This window comes from Novosphingobium olei, from assembly GCF_012927405.1.
GTDB classification, from domain to species: domain Bacteria; phylum Pseudomonadota; class Alphaproteobacteria; order Sphingomonadales; family Sphingomonadaceae; genus Novosphingobium; species Novosphingobium olei.
In genome coordinates this window covers 1-18,277 of record NZ_JABBGM010000015.1, presented here as the reverse complement: position 1 = coordinate 18,277, position 18,277 = coordinate 1, and the positions used below count along the sequence as shown (strand labels likewise).

14 protein-coding genes, 3 pseudogenes and 1 riboswitch are annotated in these 18,277 nt (G+C 63.9%); of the genes and pseudogenes, 15 read left to right on the top strand and 2 right to left on the bottom strand.

What is annotated here, in order from left to right:
* Positions 1 to 150 precede the first annotated feature (150 nt).
* A riboswitch (cobalamin riboswitch) is annotated at positions 151 to 392 on the bottom strand.
* Between the two features lie 595 nt (positions 393 to 987).
* The 10 genes from HHL27_RS20070 to mobF all read left to right on the top strand — a co-directional run bounded on the left by HHL27_RS20070 (position 988) and on the right by mobF (position 13,093).
* Positions 988 to 2,379: a porin gene (locus HHL27_RS20070; protein ID WP_169495178.1), complete on the top strand. Its 1,392-nt coding sequence runs from the start codon at positions 988 to 990 to the stop codon at positions 2,377 to 2,379.
* Between the two features lie 16 nt (positions 2,380 to 2,395).
* A complete protein-coding gene (locus HHL27_RS20065; RefSeq protein ID WP_206069741.1) occupies positions 2,396 to 3,313 on the top strand; it encodes a DUF6662 family protein in 918 nt (305 codons plus the stop codon).
* An 11-nt stretch (positions 3,314 to 3,324) separates the two neighbouring features.
* Entirely contained in the window at positions 3,325 to 3,876 is a 552-nt protein-coding gene (locus HHL27_RS20060; RefSeq protein WP_338114973.1) for an FMN-binding protein, read from the top strand.
* A 14-nt stretch (positions 3,877 to 3,890) separates the two neighbouring features.
* On the top strand, positions 3,891 to 4,721 hold the full coding sequence (locus HHL27_RS20055) for an FAD:protein FMN transferase (protein WP_169495176.1): 831 nt from the start codon (positions 3,891 to 3,893) through the stop codon (positions 4,719 to 4,721).
* Entirely contained in the window at positions 4,721 to 5,170 is a 450-nt protein-coding gene (locus HHL27_RS20050) for a hypothetical protein (protein ID WP_169495175.1), read from the top strand. Before HHL27_RS20055 ends, HHL27_RS20050 begins: the two co-directional genes overlap by 1 nt.
* A 232-nt stretch (positions 5,171 to 5,402) precedes the next feature.
* Positions 5,403 to 6,173: a HEPN domain-containing protein gene (locus HHL27_RS20045; RefSeq protein WP_338114972.1), complete on the top strand. Its 771-nt coding sequence runs from the start codon at positions 5,403 to 5,405 to the stop codon at positions 6,171 to 6,173.
* A 286-nt stretch (positions 6,174 to 6,459) separates the two neighbouring features.
* On the top strand, positions 6,460 to 6,873 hold the full coding sequence (locus HHL27_RS20040) for a single-stranded DNA-binding protein (protein WP_169495173.1): 414 nt from the start codon (positions 6,460 to 6,462) through the stop codon (positions 6,871 to 6,873).
* 561 nt (positions 6,874 to 7,434) lie between these two features.
* Positions 7,435 to 7,725, top strand: coding sequence for a ribbon-helix-helix protein, CopG family (locus HHL27_RS20035; RefSeq protein WP_169495172.1), 291 nt, complete (start codon positions 7,435 to 7,437; stop codon positions 7,723 to 7,725).
* On the top strand, positions 7,718 to 10,123 hold the full coding sequence (locus tag HHL27_RS20030) for a type IV secretion system DNA-binding domain-containing protein (protein ID WP_169495227.1): 2,406 nt from the start codon (positions 7,718 to 7,720) through the stop codon (positions 10,121 to 10,123). The genes HHL27_RS20035 and HHL27_RS20030 overlap by 8 nt, the downstream gene beginning before the upstream one ends.
* Before the next feature lie 3 nt (positions 10,124 to 10,126).
* A complete protein-coding gene (gene mobF, locus HHL27_RS20025) occupies positions 10,127 to 13,093 on the top strand; it encodes a MobF family relaxase (RefSeq protein ID WP_169495171.1) in 2,967 nt (988 codons plus the stop codon).
* 520 nt (positions 13,094 to 13,613) lie between these two features.
* Here mobF and HHL27_RS20020 read toward each other — a convergent pair.
* On the bottom strand, positions 13,614 to 14,246 hold the full coding sequence (locus HHL27_RS20020) for a hypothetical protein (protein ID WP_240960106.1): 633 nt from the start codon (positions 14,244 to 14,246) through the stop codon (positions 13,614 to 13,616).
* 465 nt (positions 14,247 to 14,711) lie between these two features.
* On the opposite strand from HHL27_RS20020, the gene HHL27_RS22825 reads away from it, so the two are divergent.
* From HHL27_RS22825 to HHL27_RS22965, 5 genes and pseudogenes are all read left to right on the top strand, one after another.
* Positions 14,712 to 15,311 carry a MucR family transcriptional regulator gene (locus tag HHL27_RS22825; RefSeq protein WP_169495170.1) on the top strand — a complete coding sequence of 200 codons (600 nt, stop codon included), beginning with the start codon at positions 14,712 to 14,714 and terminating at the stop codon, positions 15,309 to 15,311.
* A 97-nt stretch (positions 15,312 to 15,408) separates the two neighbouring features.
* The gene (locus HHL27_RS20010; RefSeq protein ID WP_169495169.1) at positions 15,409 to 16,563 is read left to right on the top strand and encodes an anti-phage deoxyguanosine triphosphatase; all 1,155 of its coding nucleotides are present in this window, start codon (positions 15,409 to 15,411) and stop codon (positions 16,561 to 16,563) included.
* Positions 16,493 to 16,795, top strand: a pseudogene (locus HHL27_RS22555) (IS110 family transposase); the annotation flags it as partial. The gene HHL27_RS20010 and the pseudogene HHL27_RS22555, both read left to right, overlap by 71 nt.
* A 223-nt stretch (positions 16,796 to 17,018) precedes the next feature.
* Positions 17,019 to 17,279 (top strand): annotated as a pseudogene (locus HHL27_RS20000) (transposase domain-containing protein); the annotation flags it as partial.
* Between the two features lie 86 nt (positions 17,280 to 17,365).
* Complete coding sequence (locus HHL27_RS22965; protein WP_420874084.1) at positions 17,366 to 17,632, top strand: transposase; 267 nt, start codon at positions 17,366 to 17,368, stop codon at positions 17,630 to 17,632.
* 298 nt (positions 17,633 to 17,930) lie between these two features.
* Here HHL27_RS22965 and HHL27_RS19990 read toward each other — a convergent pair.
* Positions 17,931 to 18,132 (bottom strand): annotated as a pseudogene (locus HHL27_RS19990) (IS110 family transposase); the annotation flags it as partial.
* Positions 18,133 to 18,277: the final 145 nt, after the last annotated feature.

Below are 18,277 nucleotides of genomic sequence, written 5' to 3'. Positions count from 1 at the left end.
ATAGGCTCGATCACGATACGAAGTGCTCCGGCATCTTGCGACTGAACCGGACGCCCGCGCGCGCGACGTTGCCGTCGCCCGACGAGTGCCGGCGGTTGAGCGTCGCTCAGACGGAGTTCACCGTGCCTTGGCCATCCCCTGGGCCAGGGCAAGAGCGACCAGACGCAGGCAGGTCTCCTGGCTCGCGGGTCATCGCTTGATGCATGCCTTCCCAGGCCTCGCATGGTTCTGCGTCCGGCCCAGTGGCTACTTCCCCGTGATTCCAGGGGAAGCGGTTGCATCGCGCTCGCCGCTTACAGTTGCAGGGACAGCCTCGGCTTCGGACCGGCGCGAAGCCGATCCTCACCGCGTTCCCGTTTAAGCCCTTTCGGGCACCGGCGCGATCATTTGTGCCTGCGGAAATTCTCCGCAGACAGGGGGTGTCTAGTTGAAATGATAAGCGATGCAAGCCCACATTGTCGGCCTGCGTCCCCGTTTTCGATGCCCCTGCGCTGTCACCGTTGGCCGACGTCATACGCGCCCCTGGAGTGCGTCATCCGCATTTGGTAAAACTTTTGGCCCAGTCGCGCGTGATGAAAAAAGGCTTATCTTTCTAGGTTTTTGCCACTCCGTGGAATCCCCTTCATTCCGTGGCGGCTGATTGGGCGCGCCAGACCGTTTCGCCTTGCTGGCAGCCTGGGATGCCGCGGTGTCGCATTGCCAAGGATGAATGATGTTGAGCGGATTGTGGGGGAAGGCGTCCAGAAATCTAAGGGGCTGCTCACTCTGGCACGGCCAACGGCTCGCGGCCTGATCGTAAAATCGCAATCGAAGTCGCAGATTTCTGCGTTCCGGAAGTCTCGGATGAGCCTGTGCAAGTTAGGTCGCAGGGTTGAATGGCATGATCCGGGGTTGGTGGAAGGAGACACATTTCGATACCATTGAGCAATGCGATATTGCGAACGATTATCAGTCGCGTTAGGAGGGCGCGACTCGGAGGGGGACGGAATGAAGAAGATTGCAGCATTGCTCGCGGCGACATGCCTGGCGACTGGCACGCCTGCGATTGCCGCGGACGCCTCGCTTGAAGCGCAGGTCGCGCAGCTGAAGGCGCAAGTGGCGGCACAGAATGACCTGCTGGTCGCGCAGGCCGCGCGTCTCGCACAGATCGAAGCGCGGTTGCAGGCGGCCCAGCCGCTCGCCGCGCCTGTCGCGGTTGCAGCGGCTCCTGCCGATGCAGGCGTGGTTCCAGCAGATGCGCCGACGCAGGCGCTGGCCGCCAACACCGGCAGGGTCGGATCCGGCAGCGGTTTTGGCGCAGGCTCGGACACCCCCATCGGCGGTTACGGCGAGATCACCTACAACGGCTACGTCAAGGACAGCAGCCGCAACCAGGCCGATCTCAAGCGGCTGGTCCTGTTCGTGGGTCACCGTTTCAGCGACAAGTTGAGCTTCACCAGCGAGATCGAGGTCGAGCACGCGGTTGCCAGCGCGGGCGATGAAGGCGAGGTCGCGATCGAGCAGGCCTATCTCGATTATGCGTTCAACCCGGCGTTGAACCTCAAGGCCGGATTGTTTCTGATGCCGTTTGGCTTCCTCAACCGCAATCACGAGCCGCCGGTGTTCTATGGCGTCGAGCGCAACGAGGTCGAGACGCGGATCATCCCGTCGACATGGCGCGAAGGCGGGGTAGGCGTGTATGGCAGCACGTCGTTCGGCCTGAACTACGACGTCGGGATCACGACGGGGTTCGATATTGCCAAGCTTGACGATGCGGGCGCGCCGCTGGCCGGATCGCATCAGGAATTGCAGCTGGCCAAGGCGTCCAGCCTGTCGTTCTATGGATCGCTGGAATATCAGGGCGTGCCCGGCCTGCTCGTCGGCGGTGCGGTGTTCAGCGGCAATGCGACGCACAACAACGCCGATTTCAAGGCGGACAACGCCCTGCCAGACTTCTCCGGGATCACGTCGCGCATCACCTTGTGGGACGTGCATGGCCGCTGGCAGCACAAGGGCTTCGACTTCCAGGCGCTTTATGCGCGTGGCACGGTCAGCCGCGCCGCGGCGCTCGATGGCGTGCTGGCCGCCTATAACACCGCCAATGGCACCGATCTGACGCTGGCGCCTTCGGCCTTCTACGGTTGGTACGCGCAAGGTGCCTACAGCATCGCGCTGAGCGGCGAGGCGACGCTCGATCCGTTCGTGCGCTACGAGAAGTTCGACACGCAGGCCGTGCTGCCGCTGGGCCTGCTGTCCGACCCCGCCAACCGCGACCGGGTGCTGACGACAGGCCTGTCGTTCCACCCGCTGCGTTCGGTCGTGGTCAAGGTCGATTACCAGAAATTCTTCCAAAACAGCGATAACGATCGGGTCAATCTCGGTCTGGGTTATATGTTCTGAACTGAAGGTCTTCCCGATGCATAATATTGATGGACGGTCCTGCCGCAGCCTGCGGACGGGAATGCTGGCCGGCGCCTGTGCGCTGCTTCTGCCGACGGCAGCCCATGCCGACGAGAACCTCTTCGGCTACAACACCGGGGCGGAGACGCTGCCCAAAGGATCCGGTGAAATCTACGTGTTCAACACGCTGCGCACCGACAAGGGGCAAGGCAGTTACAACGCGCTCGATACCGAAATCGAAGGGGAATACGGCGTTACCGACCGGATCACCCTGTCGGCGGCGGCAAGCTTCCTCACTATCGACACGCACGGCCTGCTGATCGATGGTTACCTGCCGGCCGCCATCGACAAGGGCCCGCGCTTTTCGGGTGTCGAGGTCAAGGCCAAGTTCAACGTGCTGAGCCCGGCGCTCGACAACTTCGGGCTGGCGGTCATCACCTCGGCCGAGGTCAAGAAGCTTGATCCGCACAGCGGGCAGGACAAGACCGAATACGAAGGCAAGGTGGTTCTCGCCGCGCAGAAGTATTTCCGGCAAGGGCAGATCGTGTGGGTCGCCAACCTGGGGCTGAAGGCCGGGCACGAAACCCGCAAGGCGATTGCCAACCTGCCGGACGGCTTCGACTGGCCGACCACGCCGGAAATGGAAATCGAGCTGACGGCTGGTACGGGCCTTACCTACCGCGTGGCGCCCAACTGGTTTGTCGGCGCGGAAACGCAATATACCTCGGAATACGAAACCGAGGTCGGGCAGGAGCGCTGGTCGGTGTTCGCAGGGCCGACTATCCATTATGGTGGTCAGAAGTTCTGGGCGACGGCAACATGGTTTCCGCAACTCAAGGGCGGGGGCGAGCGTTATCCGGGGCAGACCGGCAATCTGCACCTAATCGAAAAGACCAAAACCGAATTCCGGCTGAAGCTAGGCATGAATTTCTGAGGAGCCGCATTGTGTCACATCGCAAATGGCCTGTGCTGGCCGCGCTTCCCGTGCTGGCGGTAGTCGCCGCCCCCGCATGGGCTGCCGATTATCTGACGGTCGAACAGGCCCAACGCGCGCTCATCCCGCAAGCGCAAGCTTTCACCGCCGTCCCGCTGACCTTGACGCAGGCTCAGATGGTCAGGATTCGGCAGATATCGGGGACCCCGCAGCGCACCGCGCAGCCGAAGGTGTGGCGGGCGCAGCGCGGCACGGCCACGCTGGGCTGGATCATCGTGGACGAGGTGATCGGCAAGCACGAATACATCACGTATGCGACCGGGATTTCACCCGATGGCCACGTGCTCGGCGTCGAGATCCTGAGCTATCGGGAATCCAAGGGCGGGCAAGTGCGCGATCCGCGCTGGCGCGACAAGTTCCGGGGCAAGACGCTCGCCGATCCCTTCCGGCTCAATCAGGACATTCCCAACATCTCCGGGGCGACCCTGTCGAGCCGCAATGTCACCGACGGGGTCAAGCGCCTGCTGGCGATCCACGCTGTGGCGCTGGCCCACGCGGGCTGATTGCTGCGCCGCGCATGATTACCCGTTGTCGTCCACTGCTGGGCACGTTCGTCGAGATCACGATCCCGGAGGGATACGTATCGGCGGTGGACGCGGCCTTTGCGGCCATCGCACATGTGCACGCGCGCATGTCGTTCCATCAGGACGACAGCGATCTGGCGCTGCTGCGGAAGGCCAGCGCGGGCGAGGTGGTGCGCCTCGATGCCGGGACGATCCGGGTGCTGCGCCTTGCGCTGGACCTGCACGGGGAAAGCGGGGGTCTGTTCGATGTGGCGGTGGTGGGGCCGGCGCTTGTCCGCAGCGGGTTTCTGCCGCGCTGCGACATCGCGCGACTTTCCGACTATCGGGGGACCAGCGCCGACCTTGCCATCCTGGATGACCAGCACGTACGCGTGGAAAAGCGCATACTGGTCGATCTGGGCGGCATCGCCAAGGGCCATGCCGTGGACTGTGCCGTGGATGTCCTGCAAGGCATGGGCGTGCCCGAAGGGCTGGTGAACGCAGGTGGCGATCTGCGCGCGTTTGGCGATCGGGATTGGCCGGTGGCGTTGCGCGATGCCGACGATGTTGCGCGCATTTCGGTGGCCGCGCGCCATTGCGCCATCGCGAGCTCGGCCAATCTCCTCAACCGCCGCCGCCATCGTGGCCAGCCGCAGTCGCCGCATATCGGCGTGCAGGGGCGTTCCGTGCTGTGCGACGAGCGTGTCACCGTGGTCGCGCCCCTGTGCGCCATCGCCGACGCCATGACCAAGGTCGCGATGGCCGATATGCCCCTCGCGCAGCGCCTTCTGCCCACCTACGGCGGCCATGTCCTGCAAACGCCTCACCACGAAAGTCATCCCTGATGGTTCATCGTCGATCGGCCAAACTAGCGTTCTGGCAGATATGGCTTCTCACGCTCAGCGGCATGAGCCTGTGGCTGTCGGGCTGCGGGTGGCTGCTGCTGCACTATTATGGCCAGAAGCAGGGTGAATTCGGGCCCGAGATGAACCCTGTCGAACCGTGGATGATGAAGGCGCACGGGCTGTTCCTCATCCCGGCGCTGCTGGGCATCGGCGGGATGTTCATTGCCCACATTCCCAAGGGCTGGGTACACCAGCATCAGCGGATCGCCGGGGTTGCGCTGTGCGCGGTTCTCGCCGCGCTGATCGCGAGCGGGTACATGCTGTATTACGCCGGCGACGAAGACTTGCGGGCCTGGACCAGCCTTGCGCACTGGACGATCGGCCTCGGGCTGCCGGTGATCTTCCTGTGGCACTACCTCAACGGCCTTCGCGCGCGTCGCCGGATCTGACGAAGAGTTTTAGTCGTCGACCAATCACCCTCCATGTGCAGCAGTCACTTTGCCCTTGGCAGCGACGTCGAAACCGGCGATTCTAGATGTCATGCAATCCGGTCTCAATCATCTCCCCGAAGGCAAGCGGCGTGAACTCGGACACGTCGTTGAGACAGTTCGCGCAGGTTTTGTCGAAGCAATCGCGCATCGTACGCAGCCACGCTATCGCGCAGGTAAGCTGCTCCGGATTGTGCTGTTTGGTTCCTATGCGCGCGGCGACTGGGTCGAGGACCCGGTTGGGCGCTACTTCTCCGATTACGACCTGCTCGTGGTCGTCAACCACGATGATCTCACCGACATCGCCGAGTTCTGGGAAGCGACCGAAAGCAGGCTGCTTGCCGACCTGTCCGCTGGGACTGTGCTGCGCACGCCGGTCAGCTTGATCTATCACAGTCTCGACGACGTGAACGAGAAGCTCCGGCTTGGCCGGTACTTTTTCATGGACATCCTCAAGGATGGCATTGTCCTGTTCGAGGAACCGGATTTCCCCTTTGCAGAGCCGCTCCCGCTGTCGCGTGAGCAGGCGCTGCGGGAGACGCAGGACTACTTCGACGATTGGTTCGAAAGCGCATCGGACTTCCTAGAGAGCGCCAATGAAGCTGGGGCGCGCGGCAAGTCGAAGCTTGCAGCATTCCTCCTTCACCAAGCCACCGAGCGCTTCTATCACTGCCTGTTTCTCACGCGCACCTTGTGGAGTCCCAAGACCCACGCGCTCAATCGCCTCAGGGACATGGCCGAGGAACTTGAGCCAGAGTTGAAGGATGTCTGGCCGCGCACCGGGCGCTTCGAGAAGCGGTGCTATGCCCTGCTGCGCGATGCTTATGTGAAGGCGCGGTACTCGCCTTCGTACCGCATTTCGGCCGACGAACTCGTCTGGATTGCCGAGCGGGTGAAGGTGCTCCAGGACTTGGTGAGGAGCGCCTGCAAGGCGCGCATTGAGGATCTTGCCAAGGCTGCCTGAGAGCAATTCTGGTTCTTCAAGGCACACCATTGTGAACGCTCGCCCGCGTCCAAAACCATCCCCTTCCGAGACTGAAACACGCCCCTGTCCGAAGCCGAAGAGGACACGCAACCCGCGCCGATGCGGACCGTGTTGCCGCGCCTTGCGCGGCTGCCCGCACCACTCCTTCCGGCGGGGTTTCCCTGCGCTGCGCTCCGGTGCGGTCCCCTCCGTCCCCGGACCTTTCGGGGCTCAGTCGAAGGGATGGTCCCTTGGACACTCAGCAGAGCTTCGAAAGGAAATCCCCATGAAGAACACCGTCATCCTCGCAGGCTTCGTCGGCAGCAATCCGGAAGTCCGCACCACCCAGAATGGGGCTTCGATCACCAGCCTCTCCATCGCCACCACCCGCAGCTTCAAGGACGGCGAGGGCCACCGCCAGACCGAGACCGAATGGCATCGCCTCACCTGCTTCAACGGCGTCGGCAAGTCAGTGGCTGAGCACGTCACCAAGGGCGCGCTGGTCATGGTCACGGGCCGAATCCACTACACCCGCTGGACCGACAAGGCCGGCCAGTTCCGCTACGGCTGCGAGATCATCGCTGAGCAGGTCGACTTCCTCGCCAAGGCGAAGGAGAAGGCAGCAGGCGATGCCGAACTCCCGCTGGAGGAAACCGCAGAACCGGCTCCTGCCAAGACCACCCGGCGGCGCTCGAAGTAGCGCCGCTTCGATCACCATACCGATCCCAAACCGGCCCCGGCGGACCCATCCGCAGGGGCCTTTTTTCTGTTCAGTTTCACCCCTCCAGATCGCGTTGAAGCGACGTTGGCAGCGCCTTTTGAAGACGCTGATTCTCTTGGCAATTTGTCCCCTCGTGATGGCTATTTGGTAGCCAGGACGGAACAAAGCCGGAAAATCTGCTTCCGGCCTACTCGCCTTTTAGCGCTCGGCGGGCTATAGCACCTGCCGGAAAGCCCCTGTTTCCGGGCATCTCCGTCAAGAATCGCAACCTCCGTGCACCGGTCCTCTGAAGCTGTTTTGGAAGGCACACCGTACACGGCGGGGCCGTAGCCCGCAAAGCCCTGGAAAACCTGCATTTCTGGCGTGCAGGATCGAACTGCAGCCGGCTGCAGTTCGGCACCATTCTCTCCAGCCCCTTGTATTGCAGCGGTTTCCAACTGCAGCGGGCTGCAGGCGGCTTTGCGTTCGACAGCCTCCCGTCCTTGGCGTACACTCCGCCTTGCGATGGCCGAACCACGTTCCTTCTCGAAAGGAACGCTGGTGAAGGAATACCGATATCTGGGCGTTGCGCTGGCCGAGGCACAGCTTCGCCGGGTCGATGCCATGGCGCAGGACCTGGGCACATCGCGCTCGGCCATGATCCGCCAGTTGCTCGATGTCGCGCTGCCGTTCGTCGAGGCGGGGCACGGGGTCAACCTTACCCGTCTGATCGCGATCATCGAGAGCACGCAGGCCGCGACCGACCGGCTGCTGACGCTCGCCGATCCCGATTTTGCCGAACGGCTTCCGGTGCTCACCATCGAACGCTTGAATGCTTACCACGATGCGTGAGCGCGGCATCCGCTTCGACGGTCGGCCGGCGACAGTTCGCCATCACTCGGCGCGCGGCAAGGTCGTGCGCAATGCAGGGCACTTCACCCGCGGGTCGCAACTCCTGACCCACGAAGTGCTGATGACCTGGCAGGGGGTGAAGATGCCGCTGGTGATCGGCTTCTTTGCCTTCACGATCCTCGGCTCGCTGATCCTCACGTTCCGGATGGAGGACCACGAGATCCAGCTCGTGCTGATGAAGCTCTATGCGCTGGCCTGGGACATGGTCGATTTCGACTCGCATCACGCGATCAACCTGACGCTGCCCTCAGACCGGATGATCCGCATTCCGATTGGGGCGGTGCCCTACAACGGCGCGGTCCGCATCGCCTGGGACAAGGCGATGCGCTGCCTCCTGGCCGCCGGGATCGGGGCTACCTTTCTCACCGTGCCGCTCACGATCTGGTTCATCGACATTTCGCGCAGGCGGGGCCTCGAAATCCTCAAGGAGCGGCACGAGCGCGGCGCGATGCTGGTCGAGCGCCCGGTGCTCCTCCGCGAAATCGCGGACCACAACCACGCCGAGCTGGCGCGCGAACTGGCCGCGATCGATCCGGCGCTCGATGCCCGCCGGGTGGCGCAGATTGCGCCCGCCCGGCGGATCGCGCTGGGTGTGCCAGCGCCCTACGACATGGCGGGACTTCCGTATCCCTGGCGGCTCGAGCAGAGCCACGCGATGCTGATCGGCACCACAGGAGCTGGCAAGACCACGCAGCTGCGCGATCTGGTTCGGCAGGCGCGGTTGCGCGGCCATCGTTGCGTGATTTTCGACCTGACAGGTGCCTTCGTCGAGGCGTTCTACGATCCTGTGCGCGATCACATCCTCAACCCTATGGACGAACGCTGCCCGCCCTGGACGATCTTCAACGACTGCGAGAACTACGCCGACTTTACCGCGGCGGCCACCGCGCTGATCCCGAGCGATGGCGCGAGCGCCGAGCCGTTCTGGGCCATGGCCGCGCGAACGCTGTTCGTCGAGATGTGCGTGCGGCTCGCCAGCGACGGCCTGACGTCGAACGGCGCCATCGCGCACCACCTGATGCACGCCGACCTCTCGGCGGTGCACCGCATGCTCGAGAACACGATCGCCGATCCGCTGACCGCGACGCAGGCGGCGCGCATGGCGGAATCGATCCGCGCGGTGTTCAACACCAATGCGCAGGTTCTGCGCTTCCTCCCCGATCCGACCGAGGACGGTCTGCCGTCGTTCTCGATCAACCGCTGGATGCGCGAGGAACGGCGGGACGGTTCGATCCTGTTCATCACCTCCACCCACACCGACCTGACGCTCAACCGGGCATTGCTGACGCTGTGGATGGACATGGGGGTCAACGCGCTGATGCGGCTCGAGCGCACGCGTGATTTGCGCACCTGGTTCTTGTTCGATGAGGTCCATGCGCTCCATCGCCTGCCGGCAATCGAGCATGGCCTCCAGACCGCGCGCGCGTTCGGTGGCGCCTTCGTGCTCGGCATGCACAGCTTCGACAAGCTCGCCGAGACCTATGGCGAGCAGGGCGCGATCAACCTCGCGGCGCTTGCGCGCACCAAGCTCATTCTCACCACCGGTGATCCCGAGACGGCACGGGTGTGCTCGGAGTTCATCGGCGATCGCGAGGTTCGCGAAATGGATGAGGCCTATTCCTACGGCTACAACAACACCCGCGATGCCTCGACGCTGACCCCGCGCACCGATGTGAAACCGCTGGTCATCCCCGCCGACATCATGAACCTTCCTGCGCTTTACGGCTTCCTCAAGTTCCCCGACGGGTTTCCGGCGACGCGGATCCGGCTCGAGTGGCGTCACTACCCCGAGGTTGCCGCGCCGTATCGGCGGCGCAGGACACTGACGCCGGTTACCTGGCTGCCGCCGGGCGGTCCGCAAGAGGCAGTCGAAGGCGAAGGCGGGACCGAAAATGTCGCGCGCGCCGGTCCGGCGATCGAGAACGTCGGATCGGACAGGAGGTCATCGGCGCTGCCAAGCGGGGGCAACGACGATCTGTTCACTGCGGGAGATCGCCGCGACGTCGCGGCCCACGAGCGGGAGGCGGAACCGCGTAGCCTGGGCGAGGGGACTCGTCCCGTTGACGAACAATCACCCAGGCCCGCTTCGGGTCTTGCCGGCCGCATCGGTGCGATGCGCACGCAGGCGGGCGCCGAAGTCCGCGCCGCGGACAGCCAGCGCGCTACAGGACAATCGCGCCGGGGCGGGCCGTCTGCACCGCGCAAGGCAGTCAACGCGTCGCCGGTCGAACGCGAGGACCAGCTCGGGTTTGGGTACGACGAGCGGCAGGGGCGGCGCGGGGGCACCGAGCACGCGCCGTCGCCCGATCGCGACGACGGCCCCCAGCTGGGCGATTGAGCGATGCTGTCGATCGCGCCGGTGCGCTCGGCGGGCGGTGCCGCGAGCTATTTTGCCAAGGACGACTACTACACCGGCGAGCACGCGTCCGAGATGAGCGAATGGGGCGGGGAGGGCGCTTCGGCCCTCGGTCTGTCCGGAGACGTGGGCAAGGCCACGTTCGAGACCTTGCTCAACGGCGCGCTCCCCGACGGGACCGTGGTCAATGCACACGAACACCGTCGGGCCGGGATCGATCTCACCTTCTCGATGCCCAAGTCGGCGAGTGTGCTCGCCTATGTCGCGGGGGACGAACGCTTGCTTATCGCGCATCGCACGGCGGTGCGCCAGACCATGGCCTGGCTCGAAAAGACCTTCGCCGAAGCGCGCACTTACGATCACGACCGCAATGGCGATGCGGTGCGCACCGGCAATCTTGTCTATGCGATGTTCCAGCACGACACGAGCCGCAAGCTCGATCCACAGGCGCATATCCATGTCGTGGTCGCTGCGATCACGCGCATGGCCTCGGGGCAGTGGCGTGCGCTGTGGAACGGCGAACTCTGGAAGAACAATGCTGCGATCGGCAGCGCCTATCATGCCGCCTTGCGGCACGAAATTGAAAAGCTCGGCTACGACACGCGCATCACGGGCAAGCACGGCCAGTTTGAAATCGAGGGCGTGCCCAAGGGCGTGATCGAGGCGTTCAGCCAGCGGCGCCAGGACATCCTCGCCAAGGCGGCGGAACTGGGGCGCGGCGCCGATGAACCGCGCTCCCTCCGCGAAATCACCAAGCGCACGCGCGACGACAAGATTGACCTTGAGGATCGCACCGCCTTGCGCGCGGCATGGCGCGAACGGGCTGACGGCCTGGGCTTTACCGGCAGCGCACTGGTCGCGGCCGCGCGCGAGCGGAGCGCGGGCGGTCCCCCGCGCGACGGGCTGGTCGCAACGCTGCAGCAAGCCGGCGCGATCCTGCGCAACATCCGCGACAGCGTGGGGGCCTACCTTCTCCCCGATGATCCGCTGGTGACGAATGGCCTCGCACGCCTGACCCTCTCGCCGGTGCAGATGCGCACCGAGCTGGCGGTGGCGTCGGCGCTGCGCATCCTTGCGCAACGCGAGGCCGCCTTCGCCTTGGGCGATCTCGCCAGCACGGCGCTCAATCTCGGCATCATTGGTGTGACCATCGACAGGGTCGAGGCACGGCTTGGCGTCCTGCGCGATGAGGCCCAACTGATTCCGGGCCGCTCGACGCGCGCCGATGGCCTTGTCACCCATGTGACGACACCGGCGCACATCGCGGGTGAGGGTCGCCTGCTTGACGGGATCGATGCCGGCCGGGGGCAGGGGCGCGTCATCGTGGCTGCGGGCGACGCGGTCGCGCGTTTGCAGCAGGGCGTGGGTGACCATCCCCTGACCGGCGAGCAACTGGCTGCTGGCGTGCTGGCGCTGTCGAGTGCGGACCGGTTCGTCGTGGTCCAGGGTGTCGCGGGGGCGGGCAAGACCACGTTGATCCGCAGCATCGCCGTACTGGCGGCGGAAGAGGGGAGGGGCGTGACGGGCCTCGCGATGGCCAACAAGATGGTCGACATGTTGCGCGACGAGGCCACCATCCCCGCCGGGACGGTCGCGGCCTTCGTGCAGGAACACCGCGCGGTTCTGCGCGGCGAGACGGGTGTGCGTTTCGAGGAATCGCGCGTGCGCCTGGCCGGGCAGATCCTGCTTCTTGACGAAGCCTCGCTGGTGCCGACCGAGGCGATGAACGATCTGGTCACGATCGCCAATCGGCTCGGCATCGAACGCATGGTGCTGATCGGCGACCGCCAGCAGTTGCAGCCTGTCGATGCCGGCAAAGCCTTCAGCCTCGTTCAGGCGCACGAGCCTGCGATCGCGCATCTCGAACAAAGCCAGCGGCAGCGCACCGAGCCCATGAAGGTTGTGGCCTCGCTGACCCGCGCGGGTGCGTTCCGCGAGGCTTTCGATGTGCTGGGCGAGCGCGTGGTTGGTGCGGGCGACGACTATCGCGCGGTCGCGGCCCGGCGCTGGCTGGCGCTTTCATCTGACCAACGCGCGCGGACGGCCTTGTACGCCTCGGGCCGTGAAACGCGCAGCGAGTTGAACGTGCTGGTCCAGCAGGGCCTCAAGGCCGAGGGCGCGCTGACAGGCGAGGGGCTGACGCTCGCCACGCTGGAAAAGGTCAATGCCACGCGCGAGGAGCTGCGTCTGGCGGCGACCTACAAGAAGGGGCAGGTCGTCGAGGTCTTCCGGCGTGATCGGCCTGCGGGGCTCGAGGCCGGACGCTACGAGGTCGCCTCCATCAATGCGAAAGGGCAGGTTACTCTGCGCGATGCGCAAGGCGGCCGGGTGCGCTTCCGCCCTGGCGACATTGCCGCAGGGGAGACGCGCGACGCCCTGACGCTCCATGAGGTCAGCCAGATCCGCCTTCACGACGGAGATCGCATCCGCTGGTGCGCGAACGACAAGGATCGGGGGTTGTTCAATTCGGCGCTGGCGCGGGTGGTCGCGATCGAGCCGGACGGCGTGCGTATCGAAACCGCGCACGGAGATATCCTGACCTTGCCGCGCGACGATCCCATGCTCGAGCGTCTCGGGCTCGCCTATGCCATCAACATGCACCAGGCGCAGGGGATGACCACCGATCGCGGCATTGGCGTGATGCACAGCAGCGAGCGGCACCTGTCGAGCCAGCGGCTCACGTACGTGTTGGCAACGCGGGTGCGCGATGACCTCGAAATCGTCACCAACGACCGCGATGCGCTGCTGCGTACGATCGAGGGCAATCGCGGCGACAAGGCCAGCGCGCTCGAAGCGATCGGGGAGAAGCAGGTCGACCAGCCGGCCAGGCCGCAATCGGAATCCATTTCGCGAGGCGTGAGCTTAACGCCGTCATCGTTGCGGGCCGAACCCGACAAGCACAAGGGGATCGAGGCGCACGTTCCGGAAAAGCGCCTGAATCTGGGTCTCTAGTAGATTGACCGGAACGAAAGGTTTCGACTGGGGGCCAGCGGGTAGCGGTCGAACGAGTCCGGAAGCATGCGCGATGGCATCCCTTTTACCCTATACGCTGCGGACCGTCAGCGATTGAGCGACACGGCCCGGCTCTAATTCCAGTCGGCGGAAAGCTGGATCTCACGGCAATCTACTCCCTTGTATCAAGCCTTTCGTGCTGTACTCATCCGAAGCCCAGATTAGGCATGTTGCGCCTGCTTGACCTTGCTGTTCGCCGAGAACTGGAAGCTTCCGATGCCAGACATTGCCCGTTGCCATGAGAAGTGTCCCGTTAGCGCGGAATGCTATCGTCACCCCGATAGCTGGCCGAAACTTCCACGTGAGCAGTCATGGGCGCACTTCGACCTGCAGGCGGGAATTAAATGCGCTGGTTTCTGGCGAGTTCGGGCCATGAGCGGTGAGCAGCGTCGGCTATCAGGCACAGTTTGACGCAGGCGCAGTCAGTCAATGCAGCTGCGCAAATGGCGTCATTTTCAGCCTATCCGCCGCGCAGCGTCAGCAATTGCGCGACATTGCGACGGCGCCCGAAAGTCTGCAGAAGCATATCTGTCGCGCTCGCCATCAGCTGTAGGCAGGCCTGGGTTTGTTCAGTTGAAAACGAACTCGCTCTGCCGTTCCAGCCGCCGCGGCTTGGCTGGCGCAGGGTGCAGCAGGCACCGTGCCTGGCCCGCCAGCGTGTAGACGGCGTGGCGGTGTCCCCCCGGTTCTGATGATCGACACGGAAGCCCACATAGTGCCGCCGTACCAGGCCGGCACGGACGAGTTCGGACACCGCGCGGCTGAGATTGGTCTTGGTCGAGATGCGGATGCGGTCGCGCACTTCCTGCTCGAGCAGCTGGGCGGCTTCGGCCGGATCGCGCGCAAGCTTGCCTTCACGCTGCAATTCGTCACGTACCCGATCGGCGAGGGCGAGACGGCGAGGATCGCGCGCGCCCATCGGGGTCAGGCTGTCGCTCAGCCAGTCGCGCAAGCTGTGACTGTGATTGCCGCGCCGCACAAACGGGCCGGCCTTGCCGTCGCTGTCTGCGGCCTCGGCAATCAGGGTAAGCACCATGAACGCATAGCGCGGGCGCAGACTGGCCTCGGCGACCGCATGGAGCAGAACGGCCATGTCGTTGCCGCCCTGGGCGGAAGGAGAGAACGAAGCCTGAAACATAACAGGGGAGAAAGAAGCACAAACACTGAATCTTGTGAATCCCCCGAGGCTTGGCGCATGTCGTTTTGTCAGCCCTGACACATTGCCCGGAGGTAAAGTGTCAGGAGCTGTTTCCGACCGGATTACAGGGTGCCTTCAATGATGTTCCCGCCGATTGCGACCGCTCCTGGGAGCGTCGTGGATGCGCGCGCCGTCGGTCTTCAGTCCCCTGGGCGCGCTCGGGCAGAGTGTCAGGCCTGACAGCGCCGAAAGCGTGGCCCTGCGAAGGGTGTGGGGCAGGGCATCTGGTTAGTTCCGAAGTCTGCATCCACGGCGCGACGATGTTTATCGGACGCTTTTGCAGCCTGCCGATCCTTCGTTGCGCACAGGTGCACAAACCGGCAGGAGAATGCCGAAGTTCACAAAGTGAAAGTCGTCGTGATGGCCGATGAAACCCTGCTCTCCCACGTTGCCGATATCGTGACTGCCCACGTCAGCAACAATGCTGTGGCACCGAATGATTTGGCGGGACTGATCCAGTCGGTCCATGGGGCGCTTGCGGGACTTGGGGTGCCGGTCGAACCGATCGAGGAAAAGCGCACGCCTGCAGTCTCGGTGCGCGCATCGATCAAGTCGGATGCCATCACGTGCTTTGATTGCGGCACCAAGATCAAGGTGCTCAAGCGGCATCTGTCGAGCGAGCATGGTTTGACGCCAGAAGATTATCGCGCGCGCTGGAACCTGCCCCGCGATTACCCGATGGTCGCTCCCGAATACACGGCACGCCGCAAGGAACTCGCGCTGAGCCTCGGTTCGGGGAGGAAGCCCAAGGTCGTGGAAGCCGCACCCGCCCCCGAGGCGGTGGCCCCTACAAAGCCGGCCGCAAAGCGCAAGGCTGCGCCGGTCAAGGCAGTAGCCGTTCCTGCGGCGGAGGAGGCGGCTGTTGCCACGCCCAAGACCAGGCCTCGCAAGAAGCTCAAGGTGGCATTCGGCGATAACTTGCCAGACACTGCGGCAGCGGACGTTTCCGCAGAGGGCTGACCTCGCGCTTGCCTGCTTGCCTCGGAATCGCGCCGTAGGGATTTGAATGCGCCGCGCAGGCGTGCCAACTGCACCGGACGTTCAAACCGGAGACACTATGAGCTGGCATGCGCGGCGTGATGGCTGGAACCCTCAGGCCGAGGACGCGCGCGACGATGGTGACGTGGATTATTCGCGCGTCATTCATTCCGCCTCGTTCCGGCGACTGCAGGGCAAGACCCAGATCCTGAACCTTGGCGACAGCGACTTCTACCGGACGCGCCTGACCCATTCGCTTGAAGTGGCGCAGATCGCGGGGGGCATCGCCCGCCAACTTGAAAAGTCGTTCCCGGATCATCCGGCAAGCGCCATCCTGCCCGACCGCGGCACCATCCATTCGATTGGTTGCACGCACGATTTTGGCCATCCGCCCTTCGGGCATGGCGGCGAAATCGCCCTCAACTACTGCATGCGGGACCATGGCGGTTTCGAGGGCAATGGCCAGACGCTGCGCATCCTCGGCCGCCTCGAAACCTTTTCCGCCAATGCAGGCGCTAATCTTATGCGCCGCACCATGCTTGGCGTGCTCAAGTATCCTGTCGCCTACAGCCTGGTACGCGATCCGGCCCGGATTCCCGGCCTGATCGCGGGCCCGACCACGATCAAGGTGCTAGATGGGCAGGCCTGCAAGCCGCCCAAATGCTACCACGACAGCGAGCAGGACGTGGTCGACTGGATCCTCGAGACCCTGTCGGATACCGACCGCGCCGAGTTCCAGTCGTTTGGGTTGGTGCCGCACAAGCACGGCAAACCGCTGCACAAGTCGCTCGACTGTTCGATCATGGATGCAGCCGACGACATCGCGTACGGCGTCCACGATCTCGAAGATGCCATCGCCCTCGACCTTGTTACGCGCGAGGGCTTCGCTGCCGCGGTCCAGGACCGTTGCCCGACCTTCCTCGATGCGCTCAAGGCCAAGTACCCGGGCGAGAGCGCCAATGACGTCTTCTCGCACAAGGTCGATGGCCTGTTCGGCGGGCCTGCCACGCGCAAGCGCTTCATCGGCCGCCTCGTCCATCACTTCCTGACGGCGGTCGAATACGTCGAGCTTGCGCCGTTTGCAGAGCCGTTGCTGCGCTATCGGGTCCGCGTACGCGAGGGCGAGCGCCAAGCTCGAGGCGCATTTGCGCGAACAGGCGCCATGCATCGTCGCGATGGAAGCCTGCGCTACGAGCCACTTCTGGGGGCGTTTCGCGCAAGCGCTGGGGCATGATGTCCGCCTGATACCGCCGATCTACGTAAAGCCGTTCGTCAAACGGCAGAAGAATGATGCGGCGGACGCCGCAGCGATCGCGGAAGCGGCTGTTCGACCGAACCTGCATTATGTGGCGGTGAAGAGTGCCGAGCATCAGGCCCGTGCCGTAGCTTTCCGGACATATCAGTCCTTTGTCGGCCAGCGCACTCAACTGATCAATGCATTGCGCGGTCAGCCTCTTCAAATCGGACAGAGCCGCGACATCAACTTGAGGGCCGCCAACCTCAACTGGGCGCAGATGACCGGATCCACCATCCAGCCCGGCATTGAAACGACGATGCGAGATGGGCCTTCGACCTTGAGGAAACGGCCGATTGCTCGTTCTTCTACCCGCCGGACGCGGATCTTCTGCCCGAAATAGGGGTGCCAGCGATAATGGACCTCCCGCTCATCACCGACATGGGCAGAATGAACGGGCAATGGCCCTTGGGCGCAAGTCGTGGCTCTTCTGCGGCTCGGATCGCGGCGGCCAGCGCGCGGCCGTTGCCTATTCGCTGATCCAGACCTGCCGGCTCAACGACGTCGATCCGCAGGCATGGCTCGCCGATACCCTAGCCCGCATCGCAGACCATCCGGTCAACCAACTCGACGCGCTGCGGCCTTCGGCGTATGCTTACGGCGATCCTCTATCGCGGTGCGGCATTCTTCAGTATCGCCTTGGGCCGTTTCCGTAAGACGATGGGGCAGATGGCCTAAGAGCCGGCGCGAAAAGTGGTTGAGCGATATCAGTAGGTTGTGATTCAGCGTCGTTGTCGAGACGATGGAGAAGCACATGCCCTGGACTGATACCGCTCGCCGCGAGCAAAGGCGGGATGGTGGTAGCTATTCAAGCGATTTGCGCGATGCGGAGTGGGCGTTGATCGCGCCGATGCTACCGGCCCCCCGGAGCGGTGACCGGCAGCGCAAGACCTGCCTTCGCCGGGTGATGAACGCGATCATGTATATTGCGTCGAACGGTGGTGCGTGGCAGATGCTGCGGAGATGCTTCCCGCCGGTTTCGACCGTACGCGGGTATTTCTACGTTTGACGCAACTCGCCTCGGCGGCTACCTTGGTCGACGGTACGATCCGCGCCCGGCAACATGGTCATGTGGCGAGGTTGGTCTCGGATTTTGGACATCCAGCTTCGCGCGGAACTCGCCGCTGTACCACTTGTGGGTAATTGAAAGCCTCACCGGACGGTTACATCTGGCCGTTTCGACCGCCGGGCAACCATTCGATCACCTGTTCTATCACTTCCGGCTGCCTTGCGACGGCTTCGAGCATGGGCACGTCATCTTGGGCGGCGAAAGTTTCGTCGCCTTGGCCGAAGGGCTGCAAGTTCGCATGGACCGGTCGATACCACCCCCATCAGCAGCAGGTGTGGGATCCCGCGTGCATCCTTTCGGTTGGCTTTCACCGTCATCGCTGAAAGTACTGCGTTCACGTGTCGCGTCTCCAGCAAAACCACGTCACGGCCTGCAGCCACGAGCGCCGCATGTAGCTACTGCGAGAGCGGGCCGGCCTCGAAGCCGATCCGGGTGATCGGCAACCCGAGCCTATGGAAATAACTAGAGCAAAATCCGACCGGATAGAATCGCTGGGCTTTCCCTGAGCTGGAAAATCTGATTCACCCTGTGTGCTGGGCGAGGAGGCCAGCACAGATGGCTAAATCCTTGTCTGAGGACCTACGG

What these genes read in the sequence shown, in the direction of transcription:
- HHL27_RS20070 (WP_169495178.1), top strand. Translation starts at nt 988, where the DNA reads ATGAAGAAGATTGCAGCATTGCTCGCGGCGACATGCCTGGCGACTGGC.
- HHL27_RS20065 (WP_206069741.1), top strand. Translation starts at nt 2,396, where the DNA reads ATGCATAATATTGATGGACGGTCCTGCCGCAGCCTGCGGACGGGAATG.
- HHL27_RS20055 (WP_169495176.1), top strand. Translation starts at nt 3,891, where the DNA reads ATGATTACCCGTTGTCGTCCACTGCTGGGCACGTTCGTCGAGATCACG.
- HHL27_RS20050 (WP_169495175.1), top strand. Translation starts at nt 4,721, where the DNA reads ATGGTTCATCGTCGATCGGCCAAACTAGCGTTCTGGCAGATATGGCTT.
- HHL27_RS20040 (WP_169495173.1), top strand. Translation starts at nt 6,460, where the DNA reads ATGAAGAACACCGTCATCCTCGCAGGCTTCGTCGGCAGCAATCCGGAA.
- HHL27_RS20030 (WP_169495227.1), top strand. Translation starts at nt 7,718, where the DNA reads ATGCGTGAGCGCGGCATCCGCTTCGACGGTCGGCCGGCGACAGTTCGC.
- mobF (WP_169495171.1), top strand. Translation starts at nt 10,127, where the DNA reads ATGCTGTCGATCGCGCCGGTGCGCTCGGCGGGCGGTGCCGCGAGCTAT.
- HHL27_RS20020 (WP_240960106.1), bottom strand. Translation starts at nt 14,246, where the DNA reads ATGGCCGTTCTGCTCCATGCGGTCGCCGAGGCCAGTCTGCGCCCGCGC.
- HHL27_RS22825 (WP_169495170.1), top strand. Translation starts at nt 14,712, where the DNA reads ATGGCCGATGAAACCCTGCTCTCCCACGTTGCCGATATCGTGACTGCC.
- HHL27_RS20010 (WP_169495169.1), top strand. Translation starts at nt 15,409, where the DNA reads ATGAGCTGGCATGCGCGGCGTGATGGCTGGAACCCTCAGGCCGAGGAC.
- HHL27_RS22965 (WP_420874084.1), top strand. Translation starts at nt 17,366, where the DNA reads ATGGAGAAGCACATGCCCTGGACTGATACCGCTCGCCGCGAGCAAAGG.